This window comes from Flavitalea sp. (assembly GCF_035489435.1).
In the GTDB taxonomy this organism is placed as follows: Bacteria; Bacteroidota; Bacteroidia; order Chitinophagales; family Chitinophagaceae; genus DATHKG01.
The window spans coordinates 23,154-44,529 of record NZ_DATHKG010000084.1; the positions used below are offsets into that span (position 1 = coordinate 23,154).

General features: G+C 40.9%; 16 protein-coding genes. 8 read left to right on the top strand and 8 right to left on the bottom strand.

Annotated elements, in window-relative coordinates; genetic code table 11:
* Window positions 1–32 precede the first annotated feature (32 nt).
* From VK664_RS12605 to VK664_RS12615, 3 genes are all read right to left on the bottom strand, one after another.
* Window positions 33–509 carry a hypothetical protein gene (locus VK664_RS12605; RefSeq protein ID WP_461399022.1) on the bottom strand — a complete coding sequence of 159 codons (477 nt, stop codon included), beginning with the start codon at window positions 507–509 and terminating at the stop codon, window positions 33–35.
* 294 nt (window positions 510–803) lie between these two features.
* Window positions 804–3,350: an ABC transporter permease gene (locus VK664_RS12610; protein ID WP_461399023.1), complete on the bottom strand. Its 2,547-nt coding sequence runs from the start codon at window positions 3,348–3,350 to the stop codon at window positions 804–806.
* A 35-nt stretch (window positions 3,351–3,385) separates the two neighbouring features.
* Window positions 3,386–4,075 (bottom strand): ABC transporter ATP-binding protein, encoded by a 690-nt coding sequence (locus VK664_RS12615; RefSeq protein ID WP_461399024.1) that lies wholly within the window; start codon window positions 4,073–4,075, stop codon window positions 3,386–3,388.
* Window positions 4,076–4,184: 109 nt separating this feature from the next.
* Here VK664_RS12615 and VK664_RS12620 point away from each other — a divergent pair, with 109 nt between their 5' ends.
* Window positions 4,185–4,862 (top strand): arylesterase, encoded by a 678-nt coding sequence (locus VK664_RS12620; protein WP_461399025.1) that lies wholly within the window; start codon window positions 4,185–4,187, stop codon window positions 4,860–4,862.
* 147 nt (window positions 4,863–5,009) lie between these two features.
* On the opposite strand, the gene VK664_RS12625 is transcribed toward VK664_RS12620, so the two are convergent.
* Entirely contained in the window at window positions 5,010–5,840 is an 831-nt protein-coding gene (locus VK664_RS12625) for a hypothetical protein (protein ID WP_461399026.1), read from the bottom strand.
* 100 nt (window positions 5,841–5,940) lie between these two features.
* Between VK664_RS12625 and VK664_RS12630 the strand changes: the two genes are divergently transcribed.
* From VK664_RS12630 to VK664_RS12645, 4 genes are all read left to right on the top strand, one after another.
* Complete coding sequence (locus tag VK664_RS12630) at window positions 5,941–7,395, top strand: DUF3667 domain-containing protein (RefSeq protein ID WP_461399027.1); 1,455 nt, start codon at window positions 5,941–5,943, stop codon at window positions 7,393–7,395.
* A gap of 9 nt (window positions 7,396–7,404) precedes the next feature.
* Window positions 7,405–8,211 carry a nucleoside triphosphate pyrophosphohydrolase gene (gene mazG / locus VK664_RS12635; RefSeq protein WP_461399028.1) on the top strand — a complete coding sequence of 269 codons (807 nt, stop codon included), beginning with the start codon at window positions 7,405–7,407 and terminating at the stop codon, window positions 8,209–8,211.
* Window positions 8,183–11,941, top strand: coding sequence for a sensor histidine kinase (locus VK664_RS12640; RefSeq protein ID WP_461399029.1), 3,759 nt, complete (start codon window positions 8,183–8,185; stop codon window positions 11,939–11,941). The genes mazG and VK664_RS12640 overlap by 29 nt, the downstream gene beginning before the upstream one ends.
* Before the next feature lie 125 nt (window positions 11,942–12,066).
* Entirely contained in the window at window positions 12,067–12,513 is a 447-nt protein-coding gene (locus VK664_RS12645) for a hypothetical protein (protein WP_461399030.1), read from the top strand.
* Window positions 12,514–12,697: 184 nt separating this feature from the next.
* Here VK664_RS12645 and VK664_RS12650 read toward each other — a convergent pair whose 3' ends face one another.
* From VK664_RS12650 to rplU, 3 genes are all read right to left on the bottom strand, one after another.
* A complete protein-coding gene (locus tag VK664_RS12650; RefSeq protein ID WP_461399031.1) occupies window positions 12,698–14,389 on the bottom strand; it encodes a helix-hairpin-helix domain-containing protein in 1,692 nt (563 codons plus the stop codon).
* Between the two features lie 476 nt (window positions 14,390–14,865).
* A complete protein-coding gene (gene rpmA, locus VK664_RS12655; RefSeq protein ID WP_461399032.1) occupies window positions 14,866–15,123 on the bottom strand; it encodes a 50S ribosomal protein L27 in 258 nt (85 codons plus the stop codon).
* Window positions 15,124–15,218: 95 nt separating this feature from the next.
* On the bottom strand, window positions 15,219–15,521 hold the full coding sequence (gene rplU / locus VK664_RS12660; RefSeq protein WP_461399033.1) for a 50S ribosomal protein L21: 303 nt from the start codon (window positions 15,519–15,521) through the stop codon (window positions 15,219–15,221).
* Window positions 15,522–15,679: 158 nt separating this feature from the next.
* Between rplU and VK664_RS12665 the strand changes: the two genes are divergently transcribed.
* The 3 genes from VK664_RS12665 (at window position 15,680) to rseP (ending at window position 20,074) form a co-directional block, all read left to right on the top strand.
* Window positions 15,680–17,176: a GH3 auxin-responsive promoter family protein gene (locus VK664_RS12665; RefSeq protein ID WP_461399034.1), complete on the top strand. Its 1,497-nt coding sequence runs from the start codon at window positions 15,680–15,682 to the stop codon at window positions 17,174–17,176.
* Between the two features lie 38 nt (window positions 17,177–17,214).
* A complete protein-coding gene (locus VK664_RS12670; RefSeq protein WP_461399035.1) occupies window positions 17,215–18,384 on the top strand; it encodes a 1-deoxy-D-xylulose-5-phosphate reductoisomerase in 1,170 nt (389 codons plus the stop codon).
* 310 nt (window positions 18,385–18,694) lie between these two features.
* Window positions 18,695–20,074 (top strand): RIP metalloprotease RseP, encoded by a 1,380-nt coding sequence (rseP, locus tag VK664_RS12675; RefSeq protein ID WP_461399036.1) that lies wholly within the window; start codon window positions 18,695–18,697, stop codon window positions 20,072–20,074.
* 409 nt (window positions 20,075–20,483) lie between these two features.
* Here the strand turns inward: rseP and VK664_RS12680 are convergent, their stop codons facing one another.
* Window positions 20,484–21,029, bottom strand: a complete 546-nt coding sequence (locus VK664_RS12680) for an ExbD/TolR family protein (protein WP_461399037.1) — start codon at window positions 21,027–21,029, stop codon at window positions 20,484–20,486.
* Between the last annotated feature and the right edge of the window lie 347 nt (window positions 21,030–21,376).

Sequence of the window (21,376 nt, forward strand, 5' to 3'; positions counted from 1 at the left end):
ATAAAAGATCATGGTTACTGTGACTCCAGGATTTATTTAATGTGTCTCCCTGTCCATTCCCCGTCTTTCCCAAATTCGTTGTAACCAAACATCGAATCATAGCAAATGAAGTCGCCGGTGAACTGGGCTTTCATATCAAAATGATTGAAGATATTCTGCTCGGCTCTTACATAAAAGCCACACCACTCACTATTCCTGTCGAAGCACAACATCACATCTTGTGTAGCCTTGGTAATATAACCTGCAAGGTTATCATCCTTGTCATACATGTACAATCCCTTCCACTGGGGGTTTTTAGGATGAAGTAGATTCTGATACATCGGATTGATGCTTTGATTTTCACAAGGATTAAAACCAATATTATTGAGAGGGTTGATCGCCTGGTTAACGGTGGGGTTTAATGTGCTTGTCTTGGAAGGATTGATGTTCCAGTTAAATTTTGGATTGATCTTGGAATTTTTGAACGGATTTATAATGCCATTGGTCTGTGGGCTTAGGTTAACATCCATTTTTGGGTTGTGCTTAGCTAATAATTCCTGTGAGTTGCAAACGGATGCAGTTAAAATCCCGGAAATAAATAACGATAGGTAGAGCTCACACTTCATAGCATTCCTTTATGATTAGAAAAATGAATTCTATCAGGTAACGGTAAGAGGTGCAGGGTTAAATCTACCTTAAATATAAGTGATTATGTGTAAACCTTGCCTTTCCGGGACAAGACATTTTACCACCATGCAAAACGAAGACCGTTGTTTTTGAATAACCAGGTTAAGCCGGGTTAACGGTCCGGATTCAGGTTGTAGTCAGGCTTCGGCCCTTAGTACTTCCAGAGGTGGACGATTCAGGATGCCCCGGCTGTTAAACAAGCCAATCAGCACCGTAATAATAGAAACAAGGAGAAAGACGACCAGTATAGGCAGCACCGGCAAGATGAAGGGTGTTTTAAATGTGAACCTGGCCAAAGCCCAACCACCACCCAGTGAAATGATGATCCCCGTAAATGCCGCGAGGGCTCCCAGTAAAAAATATTCAAGTGCAGTAATGATCAGGATCTGTCTCCTGGTGCCGCCGAGCGTTCTCAACAAAACACTTTCCCTGATTCGCTGATACTTACTCAACAACACTGAAGCAATCAGAACTACCAGGCCTGTAAGTATGCTAAAAGCCGCCATAAACCTGATTACAAATCCGATCTTATCAAGAATGTCATCCAACACACTCAGAATCAACCCCACATCAATAATGGAAATGTTGGGGAATGAGGTTACTACCGCCTGTTGGAATTTTGCAGACATTTCAGGAGAAGGTATACGTGTGATCAACACATGAAACTGTGGAGCTTTTTCAAGAACACCTGATGGAAACACCACCCTGAAATTTGTCTGAACGCGGTTCCAGTCAACCTCCCTGAAGCTTCCTATAACAGTAGGTATCAATGCTCCCTGCACGTTAAATAACATTTTATCTCCGATGCTCACATTAATGCGTTTAGCATAACCCTCTTCCATCGAGATATAAACCGTTTCATCGCCGGCTGATTTTTTTTTCGGCCATTCACCTGCCGTAATTTTTTCTGAGTCAGTCAGCGAATCGCGATAAGTAACTCTCAATTCTCCTTCAAATGCGCGTGATGGCGTTTTGGAATTTGTATCAAGACGAACCTGGGCTCCGGTCTGCCCATTAATTTCTTCCAGCCGGGTTGTGATGATCGGAACTTCGTTAATAACAGGGAGGTTAAAACTTCTCGTTAATGCTGCTACCTTTTCTTTTTGTGCAGTCTGAATATCAAACAGCACCATATTGGGTTGGTTGGCACTGGCAGATAATGAAACACGGTTCAATAAAATATTTTGTACAAAATACAATGTGCAGATAAAAGATGTGCCCAGTCCAATTGCTACTACAAGTATCAGGGTTTGGTTATTCGGCCGGTACAGGTTTGCCAGCCCCTGCCGCAACAGGTAACTTGCCCGGTTTGGAAAAAATTTCCTAACCGCCCACATAAGCACTCTTGCCATTGTTGAAAGAACAAAAAATGAAATTAATATGCTGCCAGTGAAAACTGCAGCCCGCTGAAAACTTTTCATCTGGATATAGGTAAAACCATAGATGAAAAGAATAATCAGCACATATATAAACCATCGCAGGTAATCGCGTTTCGGAGTTGTTTCTTCAACAGATAATCTCAGGGTGTTTAATGGCGAAACATTCCTGATAGAAACAAGGGGCAACAATGCAAACAATGCCGAGATGATCACCCCGATAGCTACACCCTGCGCTATTGCCTTCCAGGATAGATTTACGGAGATCTCAACAGGTAAAAAGTCTTTGAATACTGAGGGAAGTATCTGCTGAATAGCGATTCCCAGGATTGCACCTATAACAGAACCGATAAAACCGATAGCGACAATCTGGATAAGGAATATCAAAAATGCCTGCAAACCGTTTACACCAAGGCACCTGAGAATAGCAATTGAATTCAGTTTCTCTTTTATATAAATATGAATTGAACTAGCCACACCAATGCAGCCTAAAAGCAGGGCAATAAAACCAATTAAAGAAAGAAATTGTGTAAAATCTTCAAAGGTTCTTCCGGTATTTCTCTTTCTTGATTCGACGGTTTCAAAATCGTAACCATCTTTTTCGAATCGGGGCTCAAGCGTGCTTACAAGTTTTTCAACATTTGTGGGTTTATCGAACTTGTAATAAAAGTAATAAGAGATCCGACTTCCTTTTTGTTGAAGTTTTGTAGCCTCAAGGTATTTCATGGGGATATAAACCGCAGGCGCAACCGAAGTGGAGATGCCTGTGCTTCCGGGTGCTTTATTCAGTATGCCGGCAATCATGAAAGTAACTTCACCGACTTTTATAGAATCACCTGGCTGTGCATTAAACTGTAGCATCAGCGTTTTATCAACCAATGCCTGTTGTTGATGGCGGAACTGTTTTGATGCCGCCGCAGGCTTTGTTTCAAGCGCCCCATAGAAAGGGAAATCACCTTCAAGTGCTCTCACCTGTACAAGCCTCGTCCCCTGCGTTTTCGTAAACATGACCATGGACGCAAAAGATAATTCTCTTGCCCTTCTGTCACCAATGGAATCTAACAAGGACTGAAACTCCGGGGCAACAGGTTTATTATTATCAATGACAAGGTCAGCACCTATCAATGTTTTGGCCTGGTTGTCGATATCCTGTTTAACATTATCACTGAGGGAATAAATAGCAACCAATACACCAATACCGAGAATGATGGATGATATGAATAAAAATAATCGTGACCGGTTGCGACGGCTATCGCGCCATGCCATTGTAATGAGCCAGGGTAAGTTTAATTTATTTTCTCTCTGCATGATTGATCGGGAGTATTAATCGGTATAACCGGCTGTTAATTCTGTTGAACAAGTGTGTCCTTGTCTATCTGGCCTGCGCGGATCTTAATAATTCGTTGCGTGAGTGCTGCAAGTTCAAGATTGTGAGTTACTATCACCAGTGTTGTGCCTGCCTCTTTGTTAAGTTCAAAAAGCAGTTTTACCACCTTATCACTTGTTTCAGCATCCAGGTTGCCGGTTGGCTCATCGGCAAAAAGAATGGCAGGATTGTTTGAAAATGCCCTTGCAAGCGACACACGTTGTTGTTCACCACCTGAAAGTTGCGCAGGGTAGTGATGAATGCGGGCAGCGAGCCCCACTTTGTCAAGTAGTTCCAGGGCCCTGGGCCTGATGTTTTTTTCACCTCTCAGCTCAAGTGGCACCATGACGTTTTCAAGCGCCGTTAAAGTAGGTAACAACTGAAAATTCTGGAATATAAATCCCACGTGCTGGTTTCTGATTTTCGCACGCTGATCTTCGTTAAGATTGTCAAGCCTTATACCTTTTAACTCAACCAGGCCAGTACTTGAACGGTCTAGACCGGCACATAAACCAAGCAGCGTTGTTTTGCCACTGCCTGAAGGACCTACGATAGCTAGTGTTGACCGGGCCTCGATGGAGAAATTGACATTGTTTAGAACGGTAAGCGTCTGCTCAGCACTTTTATAAGTTTTACTGAGGTTTTCAATTTTTAGTATGGTTTCCAAATTGCTGTATATAAAGTTATGGCGGGATGTTTTATATTGCTGCCCGCAGTTGGTAATATCAGGTAAATTACTATTTTTTAAAGTAAAGATTTTCTTAACAAGATAAATTATGGTCAAAGTATCCGGACTTGCAATGATGTTAATCGTATTGATAATATCAGGTTGCGGTAATAGTGAGAAACAAAAACCCCAGGCGGGAACAAAAGCTGCCGGGGATGATTCAGCGAATGTCACAAACACGAAAACCATATTGTTCTTCGGTAATAGTCTCACCGCGGGTTATGGCCTTGATGTTTCCGAAGCATTTCCGGCACTGATACAAGCCAGGATTGACTCTCTTAAACTGCCTTATAAAGTAGTGAATGCGGGTTTAAGCGGTGAAACATCAGCTGGAGGAAAAAACCGTATTGGCTGGTTATTGCGACAGAAAGTGGATGTATTTGTACTTGAACTGGGTGCCAACGATGGATTAAGAGGCATACCTGTAAAGGAAACCGTAAAAAATCTGCAGGACATTATCGATAGTGTTAAGACAAAAAATCCCGAAACAAAAATGATCATGACGGGAATGCAGGTTCCGCCAAATATGGGATCTACTTACTCCACTGAATTCCGGAACATTTTTGCAGAGCTGGCAAAAAAGAACAACATGGCTCTTGTGCCTTTTGTACTGGAAGGTGTAGGTGGAATTCCTGAGCTTAACCAGGGTGATGGAATTCATCCGACAGCACCGGGCCACAGGGTCGTAGCGGAAAACGTCTGGCAAATTTTGAAGCCAATGCTTTAAGGAATTATGAATTATGAATTATGAATTATGAGTGGAGTTTGTGAATGAAATAAAATCATTCATAACAATACATTCCTGATTCGGGTGTTTGAGATGAGAAAAAGATATACGAGTGTTGATATTTAATAATCCTGAGATAAACGGGCGCTAAAATTTATAAGCGTATTCGACCCGTCCGATAAGGGTTTTGGATTTAGAGTAACAGGCGTCCTGTAATTTGAGGCCGTTGTCATCATAGCTATAATACCATTTCTGGTAATCGCCCGTGCCTTCTTCGGAAACCAGCATAGTGGCTACGTGTTTATCTTCGTATTCAAAAATATAATCGGGAAGTAGTTTTTTTGCGCGATTGTTGTAGCGAACGATGTCAGTGAGCAGATTATTTTCATCGTAATAATAATAAATAGTTGGCAGGGCCTGCTTTTTCCGGACACTTTTTTCTTCAGCAACATTTCCTTTTTCATCCAGCACGAAACTGATATAAGTAGTATCAATTCCGTTTTTTATTTTAAGTGCGCGTTCTGGTTTTCCCAGCTGGTTGTAGAACCAAAGATGTTGTTCCTGGTTGCTTGCCTGGCCGGGCGATAAAGAAATGCTTTTTATTGAGGCAAGCTGGTTGGCAGCGTCATAACTGTATTCTGTATTGATTTTATTTCCATCTGCAGTATCAACACTTCGTACGAGCTGACCCTTTTGATTATACCAGGATGTGCTTTCTGTAGTGCCGGAAAGTGTCGTTTTTGTGACTGTTTTTATGGAGCTGAAGTCAGGACTCACCATTTGCTGGCAGGAGAAACCTTCTATCGGCTGGTTATTGGCATCGAAGCTGGAATAGTCAACAGCTTTTACACTGTTCTTACGGTAATCCTGCTGTTTTTTTGTCAGGTCCCTGGTAGCAATGATGTCTTTGTAATAAACCTGGCCGGAAGCGGAAAATGCAGTAATAAATATGAGAAAGAAAAAACAAATAGGTTTCATGGTGCTGATAACGTAAAATGCATTGTTTTAATGCTGCAAGCTGTCTAAAATTTTCTGTAAAATAGCCTGTTTCCTTATTTTTAGCTAAAATTTAAAATTAGTGTCCCATTCCAAAGAGAGAGCGGAAAAGAATTGTCTTAATTGCGGTGAAACAGTTCAGGGCAGATATTGCCAGGTATGCGGCCAGGAAAACACAGAACCAAAGGAATCACTATGGGGCCTGGTTTCACATTTCTTCCAGGATATCACTCACTTTGATGGAAAGTTTTTCAGTACAGGGAAGCTGCTTTTTACGAAACCCGGCTTTCTTCCAAAGGAATACCTGAGCGGAAGACGCGCAAGATATCTGCATCCCATCCGTATGTACGTATTTACTTCGGCACTTTTTTTCCTGATATTTTATTCGGTATTTGATGTACGGAACCTCGGGCTTGGTAAAAAACGGCAGGACAAAAAGCAAACAGCAGCAATGGCTGTAGCAAAAGCACGTTCTCTGAAAACCGCAAGTACAAAAGAAGATTCCGCCCAGATTGAAAAAACATTCAGGATGATCGGGCGGTTACCGATCGATGTGACGATTGATGAAAACGATATCAAGGCTGAAAACAACGATCGTGATGAAGACGAAATGCCAGCTGCCAGAGATGCCCTGGATAAAAAGACTACTACTGTTAAAAAGGATACTTCGGATAAAAAGGATACTTCGGTTAACAATGATACTTCAGTCACAAAAAAGAGGATCTATCGGTATAATTCATCAGACACTGTTGATTCGCCTGCTACAAATGATGTTACCCGCACAAATGCTTCATCTGGCAAAAATGGTTCATCCGGAACCAAAAAATCTTCAGGTACAAATAATCCGACAGATGCAAAAGATTCATCTAAAATAACAAATTCAAAAACGCCAAAGGATTCGTCAGACAAAAACGAAGATTCCGGGTCAAAGTCCGAACCTGCAGAGAATCGTGAATTCGGTATTCTGGACATTAGTAAGACTTTTATGAATGCCTATGACAGTCGTGCTGAATATGATTCAGTACAGGCAACTTTGCCTCCCGAGGCCAGGGATGGCTGGATCAAAAGGAGATTTGCCTACCAGAATATTGAATTCAAACAGCGATATGGAGATGATGAGGGTGAGTTGATACAGGATCTGCTCGACAAGTTCATTCATACCTTTCCCTATCTATTGTTCATATCATTACCATTGTATGCACTTTTTCTCAAATTATTATATATAAGAAGAAAGAGGTTTTTCTATGCAGATCATGGCCTGTTCCTCATCTACCTTTATATATTCACATTCCTGCATTTACTCGTCTTTTTCGGTTTACGTGCATTGAAGGAGCGTTGGGATTATTGGTGGCTTGGCCTGATCATGTTCCTCTTCATTTTGTATGGGATCTATTACGCCTACAAATCGATGCGGAAGTTTTATGAACAGGGAAGAGGTAAAACCATTTTGAAGTTTATACTTCTGAATATTCTGTCTTTTACCACTATCACCTTACTGTTCGTGTTATTCTTTTTTATTGCGCTGTTGAGGCTTTAACTAATTTTTATGCAAAACGAATCCGTTGCGAATGCATTTATGGGGCTGGTTAAGATCATGGATGATTTAAGAGAAAAATGCCCCTGGGACCAGAAACAAACCATTCAAACGCTAAGGCCACTTACTATAGAAGAAACCTATGAACTGGCTGATTCAATAACCGATAAAGATTGGAAGGGTATTAAGGAGGAAGCAGGTGACATTTTGCTTCATATTCTTTTTTATGCAAAGATCGGAACGGAGCAAAATCAGTTCACGCTGGAAGAAGTTATTACGGGCGTATCCGAAAAACTCATAGCCCGTCACCCTCATATTTACGGCGATGTAACCGTTAAGGATGAAGAAGAAGTAAAACAGAACTGGGAGAAGCTGAAGCTAAAAGAAGGGAAAAAATCGGTACTGGGCGGGGTTCCGAAAGCATTACCCTCAGTAGTCAAAGCCACAAGGTTACAGGAAAAGGCAAAACAAGTCGGCTTCGAGTGGGACAATCGTGAACAGGTTTGGGAAAAAGTCAGGGAAGAGATTGCTGAACTGAAAGAAGCGGAAGCGCTTGGCGATCCCGATAAAATAGAAGATGAGTTTGGAGATGTGATGTTTTCTATGGTCAATTATGCACGGTTTTTGCAGATAGACGCGGAGAACGCACTCGAACGCACAAACAAAAAGTTTATAAGCCGTTTTACTTCCATGGAGAAAAAGGCCCTGCAGGAGGGTAAAGCGCTGACTGATATGTCTCTTGAGGAAATGGATGCCATTTGGAACTCGATAAAAAAACAAAACACTGCCATTGAAGGCCCTGAAAAAAAGTCTATTTAGAAAAAATATTTATGTACTGGTTGCTGCTATCGGGATGTTTATTCTCGGATGGCTCATCAATAAGTACCTGGTAAGGACGACCTCTGTAATTTACTACTCCCGCGCAATTGAAGATAAAATCCAGGACAAGGAAAAGGATTTTGAAGATTTAATAAAAGACACAGCACTGCTTCAATCGATAGTTGAAGGTACTTATTCCGAAAAAACATTATCAGAGCTACTTTTTGAAGAAAAAAGATACGGGCTGTTTGTTTACGATCAGGATACTACATATGATCACCAGCTGAGATTCTGGAATACCCATCTTATTAAAACCGGCATATTATGGGAGGAGCGGGATACAGTGGCTCTACTCGGGCTGAGCAGTGGTAAGTTTGTGCATGTAAACAAGACTGTTACCCTGAGTGGCGGTAAAAAATATACGGTTGATGCGCTGATACCCGTACTAACACAATACTTTGTACAGAACACAAATTTCATCAGGCAGTTCGCAGAATATCCGGGAGCGGAAAAATTAGTCGATATTTCACTTCAGCCAACCAACTACCCGGTTAAAAGTCTCCACGGACAAATCCTTTTTTATCTTGCAGAAATCCAGCCAGATGGAAGACAAAACAACTGGTGGTCCTTCATCTTTGTGTTGGGTGGCATTTTCATCCTGGTTGTATATGTGCACCAGGAGGCTAATTATATTTACAGGTTGTACGGGCTTTGGGCCGGGGTAGGTTTTATGTTTATTACCATCCTTGTACTTCGTCTTGCAACTTATTACTATCCTGGTTTTCTGAATCTGCGACAGTTTGAATTATTTGATCCGTCAATCTACAGTTCCAGTTTCCTCTTAAGTTCCCTGGGTGACCTGCTTATCAATTCATTGCTTTGTTCGTGGCTGATGTTGTTTATCAACCGGCGGATAGCAACTTATCCTTTCAAACCATTTAAGGAAAAATGGAAAAACTGGTTGTCTGTAATTGTGCTCCTCTCAATTATGGTCAGCGCAAGTTTTGTTTTTGCAGATATTCTGCAGAGCCTTGTTGCAGATGCGAAAATTTCTTTTAATGTTATCAATATAGATAACCTTTCACGCTACAGTTTCATAGGGTTTGCAATCCTGGCAACACTTGCACTCAGTTACTTTTTTCTTGCACAGATTTTACTAACTATCTGCGGTAAGCTCATCTACCGCAATTATTATTTCAGCCTGATCATCAGTGCAGCAGTGGGTTTGCTGATTCTGACCTTTACCAAAAACAATACTGTAGTTGAACTTAACCTTTATGTTTTGCTTTGGCTGTTGTTGTTCCTGATGATGATTCAGCAACAATTATTTTCAGGTTTGCGTTTCAGGCTGAATGTCTCCGAAGTACTTTTCTGGCTGTTTGTGTTTTCATTTTCGATTGCAGCTGTCATCATATTTGAAAACCGGAAAATTGAATTTGAATCAAGGATAAGATTTGCAGAAAAATTATCTCTGGAAGCAGATCCTTCTGTTGGTAACTTACTCAGTATTGCCTTTGCATATCTTGATAACGATTTCCTGTATCCAAACTATGAACGTTTCAAAAATCCCCAGGAAAGCGAATACCTGAAAGATAGTATTGTAAATAAAAGTTTTGGTCCTTATGTCGACAGGTACGATACAAAAATTTATTTGTACGATGATTCTTATCGCCCACTGCAAACCAACCAGCCGGTTTCTTTTGATACACTAAACACCATCTTTACTGTTCAAAGTAAAAAGACCGATTTAAATGATGTAACCTATTATGAAAAGTCTTTTGACCAGGTTTCATATATCATAAAAAAAGAAGTGAAGGATGGGGACAGTACCGTCGTAGGATATTTTTTCATGGTCGCTGAACCTAAGAGATACAAAAGCGAAGCATTGGTCCCGGAACTGTTCCAGGGTACCAAGGAGATGGTGCCGGATTATACCCAGGGTTATTCGTATGCGATTTATGTGAACCGGCGTTTGTCAAGGTATTATAATGATTATCCTTTTCCCACTTATCTTGAACCTGCAGAATTGCCAAAAACTGAGTTTAAGATTGAAAAAGTTAAGAACTATGAAGTGCTTTGGTATAAGGGGTCGGCCAATAATATAATTATCATCGCTAAGAAGAATGTTTCCTTTCTTGAAGCGATTACGCTGTTTTCCTATCTCTTCACTACTTTCCTTTTTCTGCTCGCTTTCTACCGGCTTGGAGCTCTGATAGTCAGGAGCCGCCTGAGTTTGCCGGTTCTGCGTTCATACTGGGAGTTTAGTATCAGGTCACAGATCCATAGTACGATCATAATGGTGAGCCTCTTATCTTTCCTGGTTATCGGGGTTGCTACTATACTGTTCTTCATCAATCGTTATGACAGGGATCAGCGGGATAGTCTTACAAGCACCATCAAGATCATGATCAATGAATTACAGAACCGGTTTGGAAATGAAAATACCGTTATCAATGCCATGATGTTGTATAGCGATAGTTCAACGGCCGACCTGGAGGCACTGATGGGGGAGATCACCGAAATTCACGGTTCTGATGTAAACTTTTATGATACCCTTGGAAATCTGAAAGTTTATTCAAACCCGTTAATTTATCAGAAAGGAGTGTTAAGTGAAAAAATGAACCCCGAAGCATTTTTCGAGTTAAGACATATGCGCGCGATCCAGGTTGTAACCGAAGAGAAGCTGGGACGCACTGATTTTAAGAGCATATACTGTCCCATCCGTGATAAAGATGGCAGGGCTTATGCCTACCTGAATGTGCCTTCATTTCGAAACCAGGGAGAGCTGACGCAGGAGATCTCAAACTTTTTAGTAACGGTAATCAACCTCAATGCATTTATATTTTTAGTGGCAGGTGCCATTGCGCTTGTGATCACCAACCGGATCACTTCTTCATTTACCATTATAGGTCAGAAGATGCGTGATATCAATTTGAATAAGATCAACCAGGAAATACAATGGAAACGTAAGGATGAAATAGGAGAGTTGGTAAACGAATACAATAAGATGGTTCGAAAGCTGGATGAAAGTGCTGATGCTCTTGCAAAAAGTGAACGTGAAGGTGCCTGGCGCCAGATGGCCAGGCAGGTTGCTCACGAGATAAAGAATCCGTTGACACCAATGAAGCTGAGCATCCAATATCTTCAGAAAGCGATTGATAACAATTCGCCAAATGTAAAAGCAATGACCGGGAGCGTGGCTAATACCTTAATAGAACAAATTGATCACCTGTCAAAGATTGCCTCAGACTTTTCACAGTTTGCAAATATCGGCAATCCACGTAATGAAGTTTTTGATCTGCATGAGTTGCTTTCATCACTTACATTATTATATGAAGCAACGGAAAGATTGCATTTTACCTGGGAAAAACTGGATCACCGTCTTATGATGATGGCTGACAAAACCCAATTGAACAGGCTGTTCACAAACCTGCTGCAAAATGCGGTAGAGGCCAGCGAACATAAAGAAGAGATCATTATTATTATGAGGGAAGAATTACTGGGAGATGATGTGATAATCTCGGTTTCAGACAATGGTGACGGTATTCCTGAACATATTCAATCAAAAATTTTCACTCCAAACTTTACTACCAAGTCTTCGGGTACTGGGCTTGGACTAGCCATGAGCAAGAGTATTGCCGAACAGGCCCAGGGTGATATATGGCTTGAAACCAATGAAGGAACAGGGACTACTTTTTATGTAAAACTTCCATTGCATGGACAATTATAACCTGCTTATTCCCGTTTCGTCGCATAAAATGGGTCACTCCTCTCATTTACGCTATACCGCCGGGTTCAAAAGATATCTTTGTGAGGAATTAAAAAACAATAGCTCACAACAATAAATTTTGAATCATGAAAAAGTTATTTTCTCTCTTAACAGTCTCTTTGGTTTTTATAGCAACAACTTTTGCAAACACAGAACCAGTTCCTGCAAACAAAAAATTAACTGAAACTTTTACAAAACATTTTTCTGCTGCGCAGTCAGTAAGCTGGAACCAGGTCGCCATGATCACTACCGCCAATTTTATATGGGATGGCCAATATCTTGCGGCTCACTTTTCACCTGACGCAAAGATGCTGGGAATTTCGAAAAACGTTGCAGTCACTGATCTTCCGCTTAATATGAATCTTGAACTCAGGTCTTATTTTGAAAAATACTGGATCAGTGATATTTTCGAATATGCAACTCCGGGTTCTGATGCATATTATGTAACTCTTGAGAATGCAGATAGCAAGCTGGTCCTTAAAAGTGAGGGTGGTGCATTCCAGGTTTATAAAAAATCTCCAAAAAACATTTAAACGCTGACTTGATGATAGCGGTACTCTATTAGTGAGATCGGACAGAAACAGATTTACAACCTAATACAAAACAAAACAGCAGGGACGATTCGTATCGTCCCTGCTGTTTTGTTTTGAAGTCCGGGATATCCTTATGATTCCATATTTTATGTTTCGGCCAGCTTGTGCCGACGCGAACCATAACTTATTTATTAACCCGTTTTGCTGCGACAACTGTTGCCAGGAAGTTTTTAAATTCTGCCAGAGTATAACTGCTAAGATTATGTTTTTTTTCCACACCGGCTTTTTGAGCTGCAAGCACACCATAACGGCAATCATTAAACGCATCTGCGGTATGTGCATCGGGGTCTATCGAGATCATTACGTTATTATCTATGGCAAGGTCAATCCACCGCCAATCCATATCGAGCCTTCTCGGATGGGCATTTAATTCGATCACAACATTGTAGGCTGCGCAAGCTTCAATAATTACGGGATAGTCGAGCGGATATCCGGGCCGGCTAAGTAATAATCTCCCGGATAAATGCCCCAGGATGGTAGTATATGGATTTGAAATGGCCGCAAGTAACCGGGCCATTGCTTTATCCAAAGACATTTTCAGGTTTGAGTGTACCGATGCGATCACAAGGTCAAAGCGTTTTAACACAGATTCAGGATAATCTAATGATCCATCGTTCAGGATGTCGCTTTCAATACTTTTAAAAATTCTGAAAGGCGCTAACTTAAGGTTTAGAGCATCAATTTCAGCATGTTGTTGAAGGATCCGCTCTTCCTGGAGTCCGTTCGCGTAGAATGCTGATTTACTGTGATCGCTGATTACAAGATACTCAAGTCCCTGGCTGATTGCGACTTTGGCCATTGTTTCAAGGGAATCTGAACCATCACTCCAGGTGCTGTGGCTATGAATAATTCCCCGGATATCATTTGGTTGAATGAGTTCCGGTGAATACCCGGCGGCCAATTTTGCCAGTATCGCCGGTTTTTCACGAATTGCCGGGGGAATGCAAGGTAAACCCGCCCTGGCAAAAATCTCATCTTCCGACTTCAGACCATCATAAGATAAGCCTTTGTAGCGCATATCCCATTCGTTTAAAAAATCTTCACTGCAACTTGTCTGGAACAGTCGTTTATAATAAAGTTCCGGGTTTGCAACCTCGAATTGAAGGATAAAGTTTTCGGCTCCTTTGAATGATATATTGGTGTCAGACTTTTCATATAGCTTGTATCCGAGCGTATCAAAAAAGCGGGTGAGTTCATTTTCGCCGATGGTTGTTATCCATTCAAGACTTGTAATAATTTCGAGCTGACGACGAAAAGTACCCGTCTCCGATAATAGTTCAGTTGGAAATGCATTGGCAAGAACTGCAGTTATCTTATTGGTGTGATCTTCCACCTGGGCATATAAAAAGTTTCCCTGGTGAAGGGTGTAAAATTCAATAGCTTCCTGGACGTTCTTTTGGGTTTTTTCACCGAAACCTTTGTAAAGGGTCAAACGGTTTTCATTGCAGGCGTATAATAATTCCCCAATCGATTCAATGTTCATTTCTTTCCAGACTGTCGAAATCTTTTTTGGACCGAGTCCTTTTATGTTCAACATTTCGGCTACTCCCGGTGGAGTTTTTTCAATTATTTCATCAAGAACCTTGAGTCTACCGGTCTCGAGTATCTCAATAATTTTTTTCGAGCTGGAGTCTCCTATACCCTTTAATGAACTGATTTTTGATTTTTCAATCGTTGATAATTGATCCGGGAGCTTTTCAATATTGAATGCTGCCACCGAATATGATTTGGATTTGAAACTATTTTCACCATGGATATCCATCAGTTTTGCAAGCATTGCGAACTGGTCTGCGATATAATAATTGTCATATGCCATGGATCGAAAATAAATTGTTATGCGATCAATTTCAACTTTTAGTTTAAAAAGGGGGGAGGGGCCGGAATCTTTTTAACTTGTAAGTGCCTGGAGTACGAGGAACTGAATCATGGTTGAAAGGGGCTGCCAGACTACGTTTGGAGGGAAGGGATTTGTAGATTTACCGGGTTCTGATCAGGCATGGTATCAAAAAAAGTCCCTCCGATCTTTCGATGGAGGGACTTAATATGTTCTGCTTGTGAGAAGTTATTTCTTCTTTGCAGCTTTCTTAGCAGCTTTCTTTTTAGGAGCAGCTTTTTTTGCAGCCTTTTTTGCTGCTTTTTTCTTTGTTGCCATGTTTTTGTGAATTTAACGGTTAGTAAAAAAACATTATCGACAGTAAAAATAGAAACTAATTTGACACCGCCAAAAATTTTTTTCACATTTTGTTAAAAAAATATTATAGGAGACAACGAAGTAAAGCCTTGAAAACTTACTTAAGCAACTGGTACAAGGTTAACGATGGTCTTATCGTTTCTTGTTTTTTTGAATTCAACAACACCATCTGCTAATGCAAATAATGTATAATCTTTTCCAACACCAACGTTTTTACCAGGATGATAAACAGTGCCACGTTGACGAACGATGATGTTACCGGATATAGCAGGTTGACCACCGTAGATTTTTACACCGAGTCTTTTGCTCTGTGAATCACGACCGTTCTTTACACTACCTTCACCTTTTTTATGTGCCATACAAAAAAGTTTTAATTGTTTTTTTTAAAAATTGATAAGCAGAAAGCATTAAAATCGAAACGCATAAAACCAAAATCGGTTATGCATGATTGAAATTATGCGATTTCGCTGATCCTGATTTTTGTGTAATGAGTACGATGACCATGTTTCTTGCGGAAACCTTTTCTTCTTTTCATCTTGAAGGCAATAACCTTATCACCTTTAACATGATCAACGATTTCGGCTTTCACGGTTGCCTTAACATCACCGCCAACAGCTAAAGAACCATCGGTATCTGTGAGCAATACATCTGAGAACTCTAATGCGTCACCGGCGTTTCCACCAACATGAGGTACATATAAAGTCTGGTCCTTCTGGACCTTGAATTGCTGACCTGCTATTTTAACAATTGCGTACATAACTTTCCAAAAATTAGGATTGCAAAGGTAGGGGAATGAATGCTAAATAGAAAGAATTGATGCGTATTTTTTTTGACTTTTACCTTCCCCGGTTACTCTCCCTTGCCTGTTTCCCATTTTTTTCACTAGGTTTGTTTCCCTAACGATCAGAAGGGGTTATGAAGATTAAATCATTTCTGGCAAAACCATTTGCCAACTTTATATATAAAGGAGTCAGGAAGGGAATGTTAACGGCGGTTCAGGACCAGGAGAATATCCTGAAAGAGCTGCTTAAGGTGGGCCGGGATACCGACTTTGGTAAAGACCACCAGTTCAATACTATAGGCAGCTATGAAGACTTTAAAAAACAGGTTCCGATCCGGGACTATGAACAGTTCCGTCCTTATATAGACAAAATCAAAGAAGGAAAACACAATGTACTCTGGAAGGGTAAACCTATCTACCTTGCCAAAACCTCGGGTACCACCAGCGGGGTAAAATACATTCCAATTTCTAAAGATTCAATTGATAATCATATCAATACGGCGAGGAATGCCCTACTTTCCTATATAGCAGAGTCAGGTAATTCAGCATTTACAAATGGTAAAATGATTTTTCTATCAGGTTCTCCAGAACTTGAAAGGGTTGGAGGGATCCCCACAGGAAGGCTGAGCGGTATTGTAAACCACCACATTCCCAGTTATTTACGGAAAAACCAGTTGCCATCTTACGAAACCAATTGTATTGACGACTGGGAAACCAAACTGGATAAAATCGTCGAAGAAACGGTTAATGAAAATATGACCCTTATCAGTGGAATTCCACCATGGGTCCAGATGTATTTCGACAGGTTGAGGGCAAAAACCGGAAAACCCGTAAAAGATATCTTTCCAAATCTTTCTGTCCTGGTTCATGGCGGTGTAAATTTCGAGCCTTACCGCGCAAAACTCATGGACAGCATTGGTAAGCCGGTGGCTACTATTGAAAGTTTCCCTGCCTCCGAAGGGTTTTTTGCTTTCCAGGAGACACAACTGGCAGAGGGATTATTGTTAAATACTAACAGCGGCATTTTCTTTGAATTTATTCCCGCTTCTGAAATCCAGGCTGCGAATCCCAAACGTATAGCATTGAAGGATGTAGAAGTCGGAATAAACTATGCATTGATAATAAATAACAATGCTGGTTTATGGGGTTATAATATAGGAGACACGATTAAGTTTATTTCAACCAACCCATATAGGATACTTGTCACCGGCCGGATCAAACATTTTATTTCTGCTTTTGGTGAACACGTGATTGGCGAAGAAGTTGAATATAGCCTTATGAAAGCAGCTGAACATTCAGGCGTGCATGTAACTGAGTTTACGGTAGCGCCAATGATCAACCAGGCTGAGGGAAAGTCATACCATGAATGGTTTGTTGAATTTGCCAATGAACCCGGTAACCTGGTTGATTTTGCGCAGCAGGTGGACACAAACCTCAGGGGCAAAAATATCTATTACGATGATCTTATCACCGGCAACATTCTTATGCCCCTCAGGATCAGGCCCGTGAAGAAAAATGGTTTCATCGATTATATGAAATCACTCGGAAAGTTAGGCGGACAAAACAAGGTTCCGAGACTGAGTAACGACCGTAACATTGCAGGGGAACTCGAAAAGTATGTTGAACAATAATTTCCTATCTGCGTATTATTAATCTTTGATTTCAATTTATGTCAAACAGTCATCCGCCAAAACGTATAGCAATATTTGGATCTACCGGCTCTATAGGAACACAGGCACTGGACGTGATCGGTGCAAATCCCGAATCATTTTCTGTTGAGGTGCTTACCGCCCACAGCAATGAAGAACTACTCATAAAACAGGCAATTCATTTCAAACCAAATATTGTTGTTATAGGAGATGAGAAAAAATATCCAAAAGTAAAAGAAGAATTATCAAGCCATAATATAAAGGTATTTACCGGGGAATCTGCACTCGAAGAGGTGGCATCAATGGATGTTTATGATATGATGATTGCTGCAATTGTTGGTTTTGCCGGGTTGAAACCAACTTTGAAGGCGATAGAAGCCGGGAAAGGGGTTGCACTTGCTAATAAGGAAACACTGGTAGTAGCCGGTGATATCGTTATGCAAAAAGCGGTTGAACACCGCGCGCCGATAATCCCTGTCGATTCAGAACATTCTGCCATCTTTCAATGTTTGGTAGGAGAGACGAGGAACCGGATTGAAAAAGTGATACTGACCGCTTCTGGTGGGCCATTCCTTGGTCGCAAGCCAAATTTCCTGGTGAACGTAAAGCGGGATCACGCACTTCAGCATCCCAACTGGACGATGGGTGCAAAGATCACGATAGACTCTGCTACTTTGATGAACAAGGGCCTGGAAATGATTGAGGCGAAATGGCTCTTTAATTTACAACCCGACCAGGTACAGGTGCTTATTCATAAGGAAAGTATTATTCATAGCATGGTTCAGTTTGAAGATGGAAGCATAAAAGCGCAGATGGGTTTACCAGACATGAAGTTACCAATTCAATATGCCCTGGCTTTTCCGCACCGGATTCCCAGTAGCCTGAAACGTTATGACTTCCGTAAACCAGCGCAGTTGAATTTCGAAGAACCTGATACAAAGACCTTTCGCAATCTGACACTGGCAATGGATGCGATGTACAAAGGTGGAAATGTTCCCTGTGTTTTGAATGCTGCCAATGAAATTGCGGTTTATGCGTTCTTAAGAAACCGTGTTGGTTTCCTGGACATGACGGACCTGATCGAAAAAACCATGGATCATGTGCCGTTTATCAAAAATCCGACGCTTGAAGAATATTTTGAAAGCGATGGCGAGGCTCGTAATTTCGCCGCATCGTTGATCAAATTGTGAGAGGAGCCTGATTTGGGGTTGGTTTCAATGGATGAACATTTAACCTGGTAAAAGTCGAAAGCAAATGCAATTTGTTAAAACTTTTGCTATTTAGGGCCGCGGTATAAAAATTACACAACGATTGCTGAATTATAAGCATCTTCAAATATGATATTTTCGAAAATATTGATGTTTAGCAAATAGATGTTATGCAAATATTGGTGGTTAGAAAATATTGGTGTTATGCAAATGTTGGTGTTTAGTAAATATTGATGTTTCATAAAAAATCAAAATCGCAATCTTAACTTCTTTAAAAATCTACAATCTGAATATGTTTTATTTTTTGGCGATTGATTGGGCTAGTGTTGGGATACAGGCTTTCTACCTGATCTTATCTCTCTCCATACTGGTTATTCTTCACGAGTTTGGTCATTTCCTTCCCGCGAAATTGTTTAAGTGTAAGGTGGAGAAGTTTTACCTGTTTTTTGATCCCTGGTTCTCGATCTTTAAAAAGAAGATTGGGGAAACAGTATATGGAATCGGCTGGCTTCCTTTAGGCGGTTATGTAAAGATCGCCGGCATGGTGGATGAAAGTATGGACAAGGAGCAAATGAAAAAGCCTCCTCAACCCTGGGAGTTCAGGAGCAAACCGGCCTGGCAGCGTTTGATTATAATGATTGGCGGTGTTACCGTTAATGTGCTTGTTGCTTTCTTCATCTACGCTATGATCTTATTTACCTGGGGTGAAGAAAAGTTACCGAATGCAAATGCGAAAAATGGTATCACGATTATGGATAGCGTCATGTACCAGATGGGGCTTAAAGATGGAGATAAGATACTTGCCGTTAACGAGGATCCGATTCCATATTTTGACGACATTCCAAAAAAGCTGCTGGTTGGTGAGCGTGTAACTGTTGAAAGAGATGGAAAAGTGCAGGAAGTACAGTTACCGGTGGATCTGCTGGGTAAACTGATCGAAAAGAAAAGGAGCCGTACTCCATTGTTTACACCAAGAGTTCCGATGATCGTTGGTATTGTGGCAGATTCGTCTCCCGCTTTATCGGTTGGGCTTAAGCCTTATGATCGTATACTTTCTGTCGATTCGGTGACGACGCCGTTTTTTGACAATGTGAGAACTGAATTGTATGCGCATCGCGGGCAACAGGTTGCTTTGCAAATTGAACGCGAAGGCAAACAGCTTACTGTTAATCCGACCATAACATCGGATGGTAAACTTGGTGTTTATCATTTCAGCTATTCGCAGGAATTGGATAGTCTTGGTATCCTGAAAATAGAAAGAAGAAAATATGGTTTCATCGAATCATTTCCGGCAGGTGTTAGAATGGCGGTTGATAACCTGGTATTTTATATCGATCAGTTCAGGAAGATATTGAGTCCTGAAACGGGTGCTTATAAAGGTGTGGGTGGTTTCAAATCTATGGGTTCCATCTTTCCAAAACAATGGGGTGACTGGCAGGCATTCTGGAGCATCACTGCATTTTTCTCAATTATACTTGCGTTTATGAACTTGTTGCCAATACCGGCACTGGATGGCGGACACGTTGTGTTTACCTTGTATGAAATGGTGACTGGCCGTAAACCAAATGATAAGTTTCTCGAGTATGCGCAGATCGTGGGAATGATATTCCTGCTTGGTTTGATGGTTTATGCAAACGGAAACGACTGGTTCGGGTGGAACAGGAATAAATAAGCGATGAATGCAGTTTTGTATGATGAATTCTGCTGTCTAAGTTAAAGCCTGCTGTTTACGGGTTTCGATAGAACTCAAAACAGCTATAACATATTAAAAGGGATCTTTGTTTCGGTGCGATGCAACACATCGCAGCAATCAAAGATCCCTTTTGCATTTAAGGAGGTTGGTGTATTCAGAAACTGAAGCAATCAGCATAGCAGTCAAGGATTCATATCATGAACGTTGGGCTTCATTTATGTTGATGATGTTATGTTGATGATGTTATGTTGATGTTTTATGTTGTTGCTTGTATGTTGATGCTTGTATGTTTGATGCTTGAATGTTGATGCTTGAATGTTGATGTTTGAATGTTGTTGCCTGTATCTTGATGGTTGTATTGTTGATGTTTGTAATGCCGATGCAATCATCAATTGAGGTTTTGTGTTGCCAACATCTTCATTTCTTCTATGCTTAGATTGGTCAAAGCATAACTTTTAACATCGTTAATTGTCATTTCATCAAGGATGTCAACAACATTACGATAACTGGCATTGCTCATCGGTTTTACAATAACCATCATTGTTTTTCTTGACATAGGCTTCAGGAGGTCCATAGCTTCCTGTTTTGCTCTTATCACCTCGCCTATGCCATCTGCATACGAATAACCAACAGTGCCAAAGCGACCCGCCTGCAGCGCTTCCTGCAGTATTCCATGATAATAGAATATGCGATTGTCTTTGAATGGGACTATAGTTAGTGACCCGCTTGCCTTTGTCGGCGTTTCTGTTCCTCCCTCAGCCGGCATGATTAGTTTCATGGCTGATGGCTCTGACATGGTTGTGGTAAAGATAAAAAACGTGATAAGTAAGAATCCCAGATCAACCATAGGAGTGAGGTCGACACGGGTAGACAATTTTTTCCCACGCCGTCTCCCGGGTTTGGAACCCGCGGCGGCTGATGTAATTTCTGCCATAAATAGTGTTTAAATTAAGACGCTGTTAGAATAAGGCGTTGTTGGTATTAAGACGCTGATGATTAAACATTCCACAAAATCAGATTGGCAATTTATCCTGGTATGTTATCACAGATTTTCACCAAAAGAGATTATTTAATCTTGTTACCAATTATTCAGTTAATCACGTCAAATGTGAAATGAATACAAAACAAGGGGTTTTGAAGACATGAAGCTGGTGTTTAAACATCGCAGTCTATCCGGGCAAGTGAAACCGCCCGGCTCATGATAACCAGGGAATATCCGTTTGCAATCTATGGTCTCAATTGTGCAATTCCCTCGATATTTTGTACACTCTATCCATTTGT

Bases quoted from the DNA above. Each gene is read 5' to 3' on its own strand.
- VK664_RS12650 (WP_461399031.1), bottom strand. From the start codon at position 14,389: ATGGCATATGACAATTATTATATCGCAGACCAGTTCGCAATGCTTGCA.
- rplU (WP_461399033.1), bottom strand. From the start codon at position 15,521: ATGTACGCAATTGTTAAAATAGCAGGTCAGCAATTCAAGGTCCAGAAG.
- rpmA (WP_461399032.1), bottom strand. From the start codon at position 15,123: ATGGCACATAAAAAAGGTGAAGGTAGTGTAAAGAACGGTCGTGATTCA.
- VK664_RS12665 (WP_461399034.1), top strand. From the start codon at position 15,680: ATGAAGATTAAATCATTTCTGGCAAAACCATTTGCCAACTTTATATAT.
- VK664_RS12670 (WP_461399035.1), top strand. From the start codon at position 17,215: ATGTCAAACAGTCATCCGCCAAAACGTATAGCAATATTTGGATCTACC.
- VK664_RS12680 (WP_461399037.1), bottom strand. From the start codon at position 21,029: ATGGCAGAAATTACATCAGCCGCCGCGGGTTCCAAACCCGGGAGACGG.
- VK664_RS12605 (WP_461399022.1), bottom strand. From the start codon at position 509: ATGGATGTTAACCTAAGCCCACAGACCAATGGCATTATAAATCCGTTC.
- rseP (WP_461399036.1), top strand. From the start codon at position 18,695: ATGTTTTATTTTTTGGCGATTGATTGGGCTAGTGTTGGGATACAGGCT.
- VK664_RS12645 (WP_461399030.1), top strand. From the start codon at position 12,067: ATGAAAAAGTTATTTTCTCTCTTAACAGTCTCTTTGGTTTTTATAGCA.
- mazG (WP_461399028.1), top strand. From the start codon at position 7,405: ATGCAAAACGAATCCGTTGCGAATGCATTTATGGGGCTGGTTAAGATC.
- VK664_RS12610 (WP_461399023.1), bottom strand. From the start codon at position 3,350: ATGCAGAGAGAAAATAAATTAAACTTACCCTGGCTCATTACAATGGCA.
- VK664_RS12620 (WP_461399025.1), top strand. From the start codon at position 4,185: ATGGTCAAAGTATCCGGACTTGCAATGATGTTAATCGTATTGATAATA.
- VK664_RS12625 (WP_461399026.1), bottom strand. From the start codon at position 5,840: ATGAAACCTATTTGTTTTTTCTTTCTCATATTTATTACTGCATTTTCC.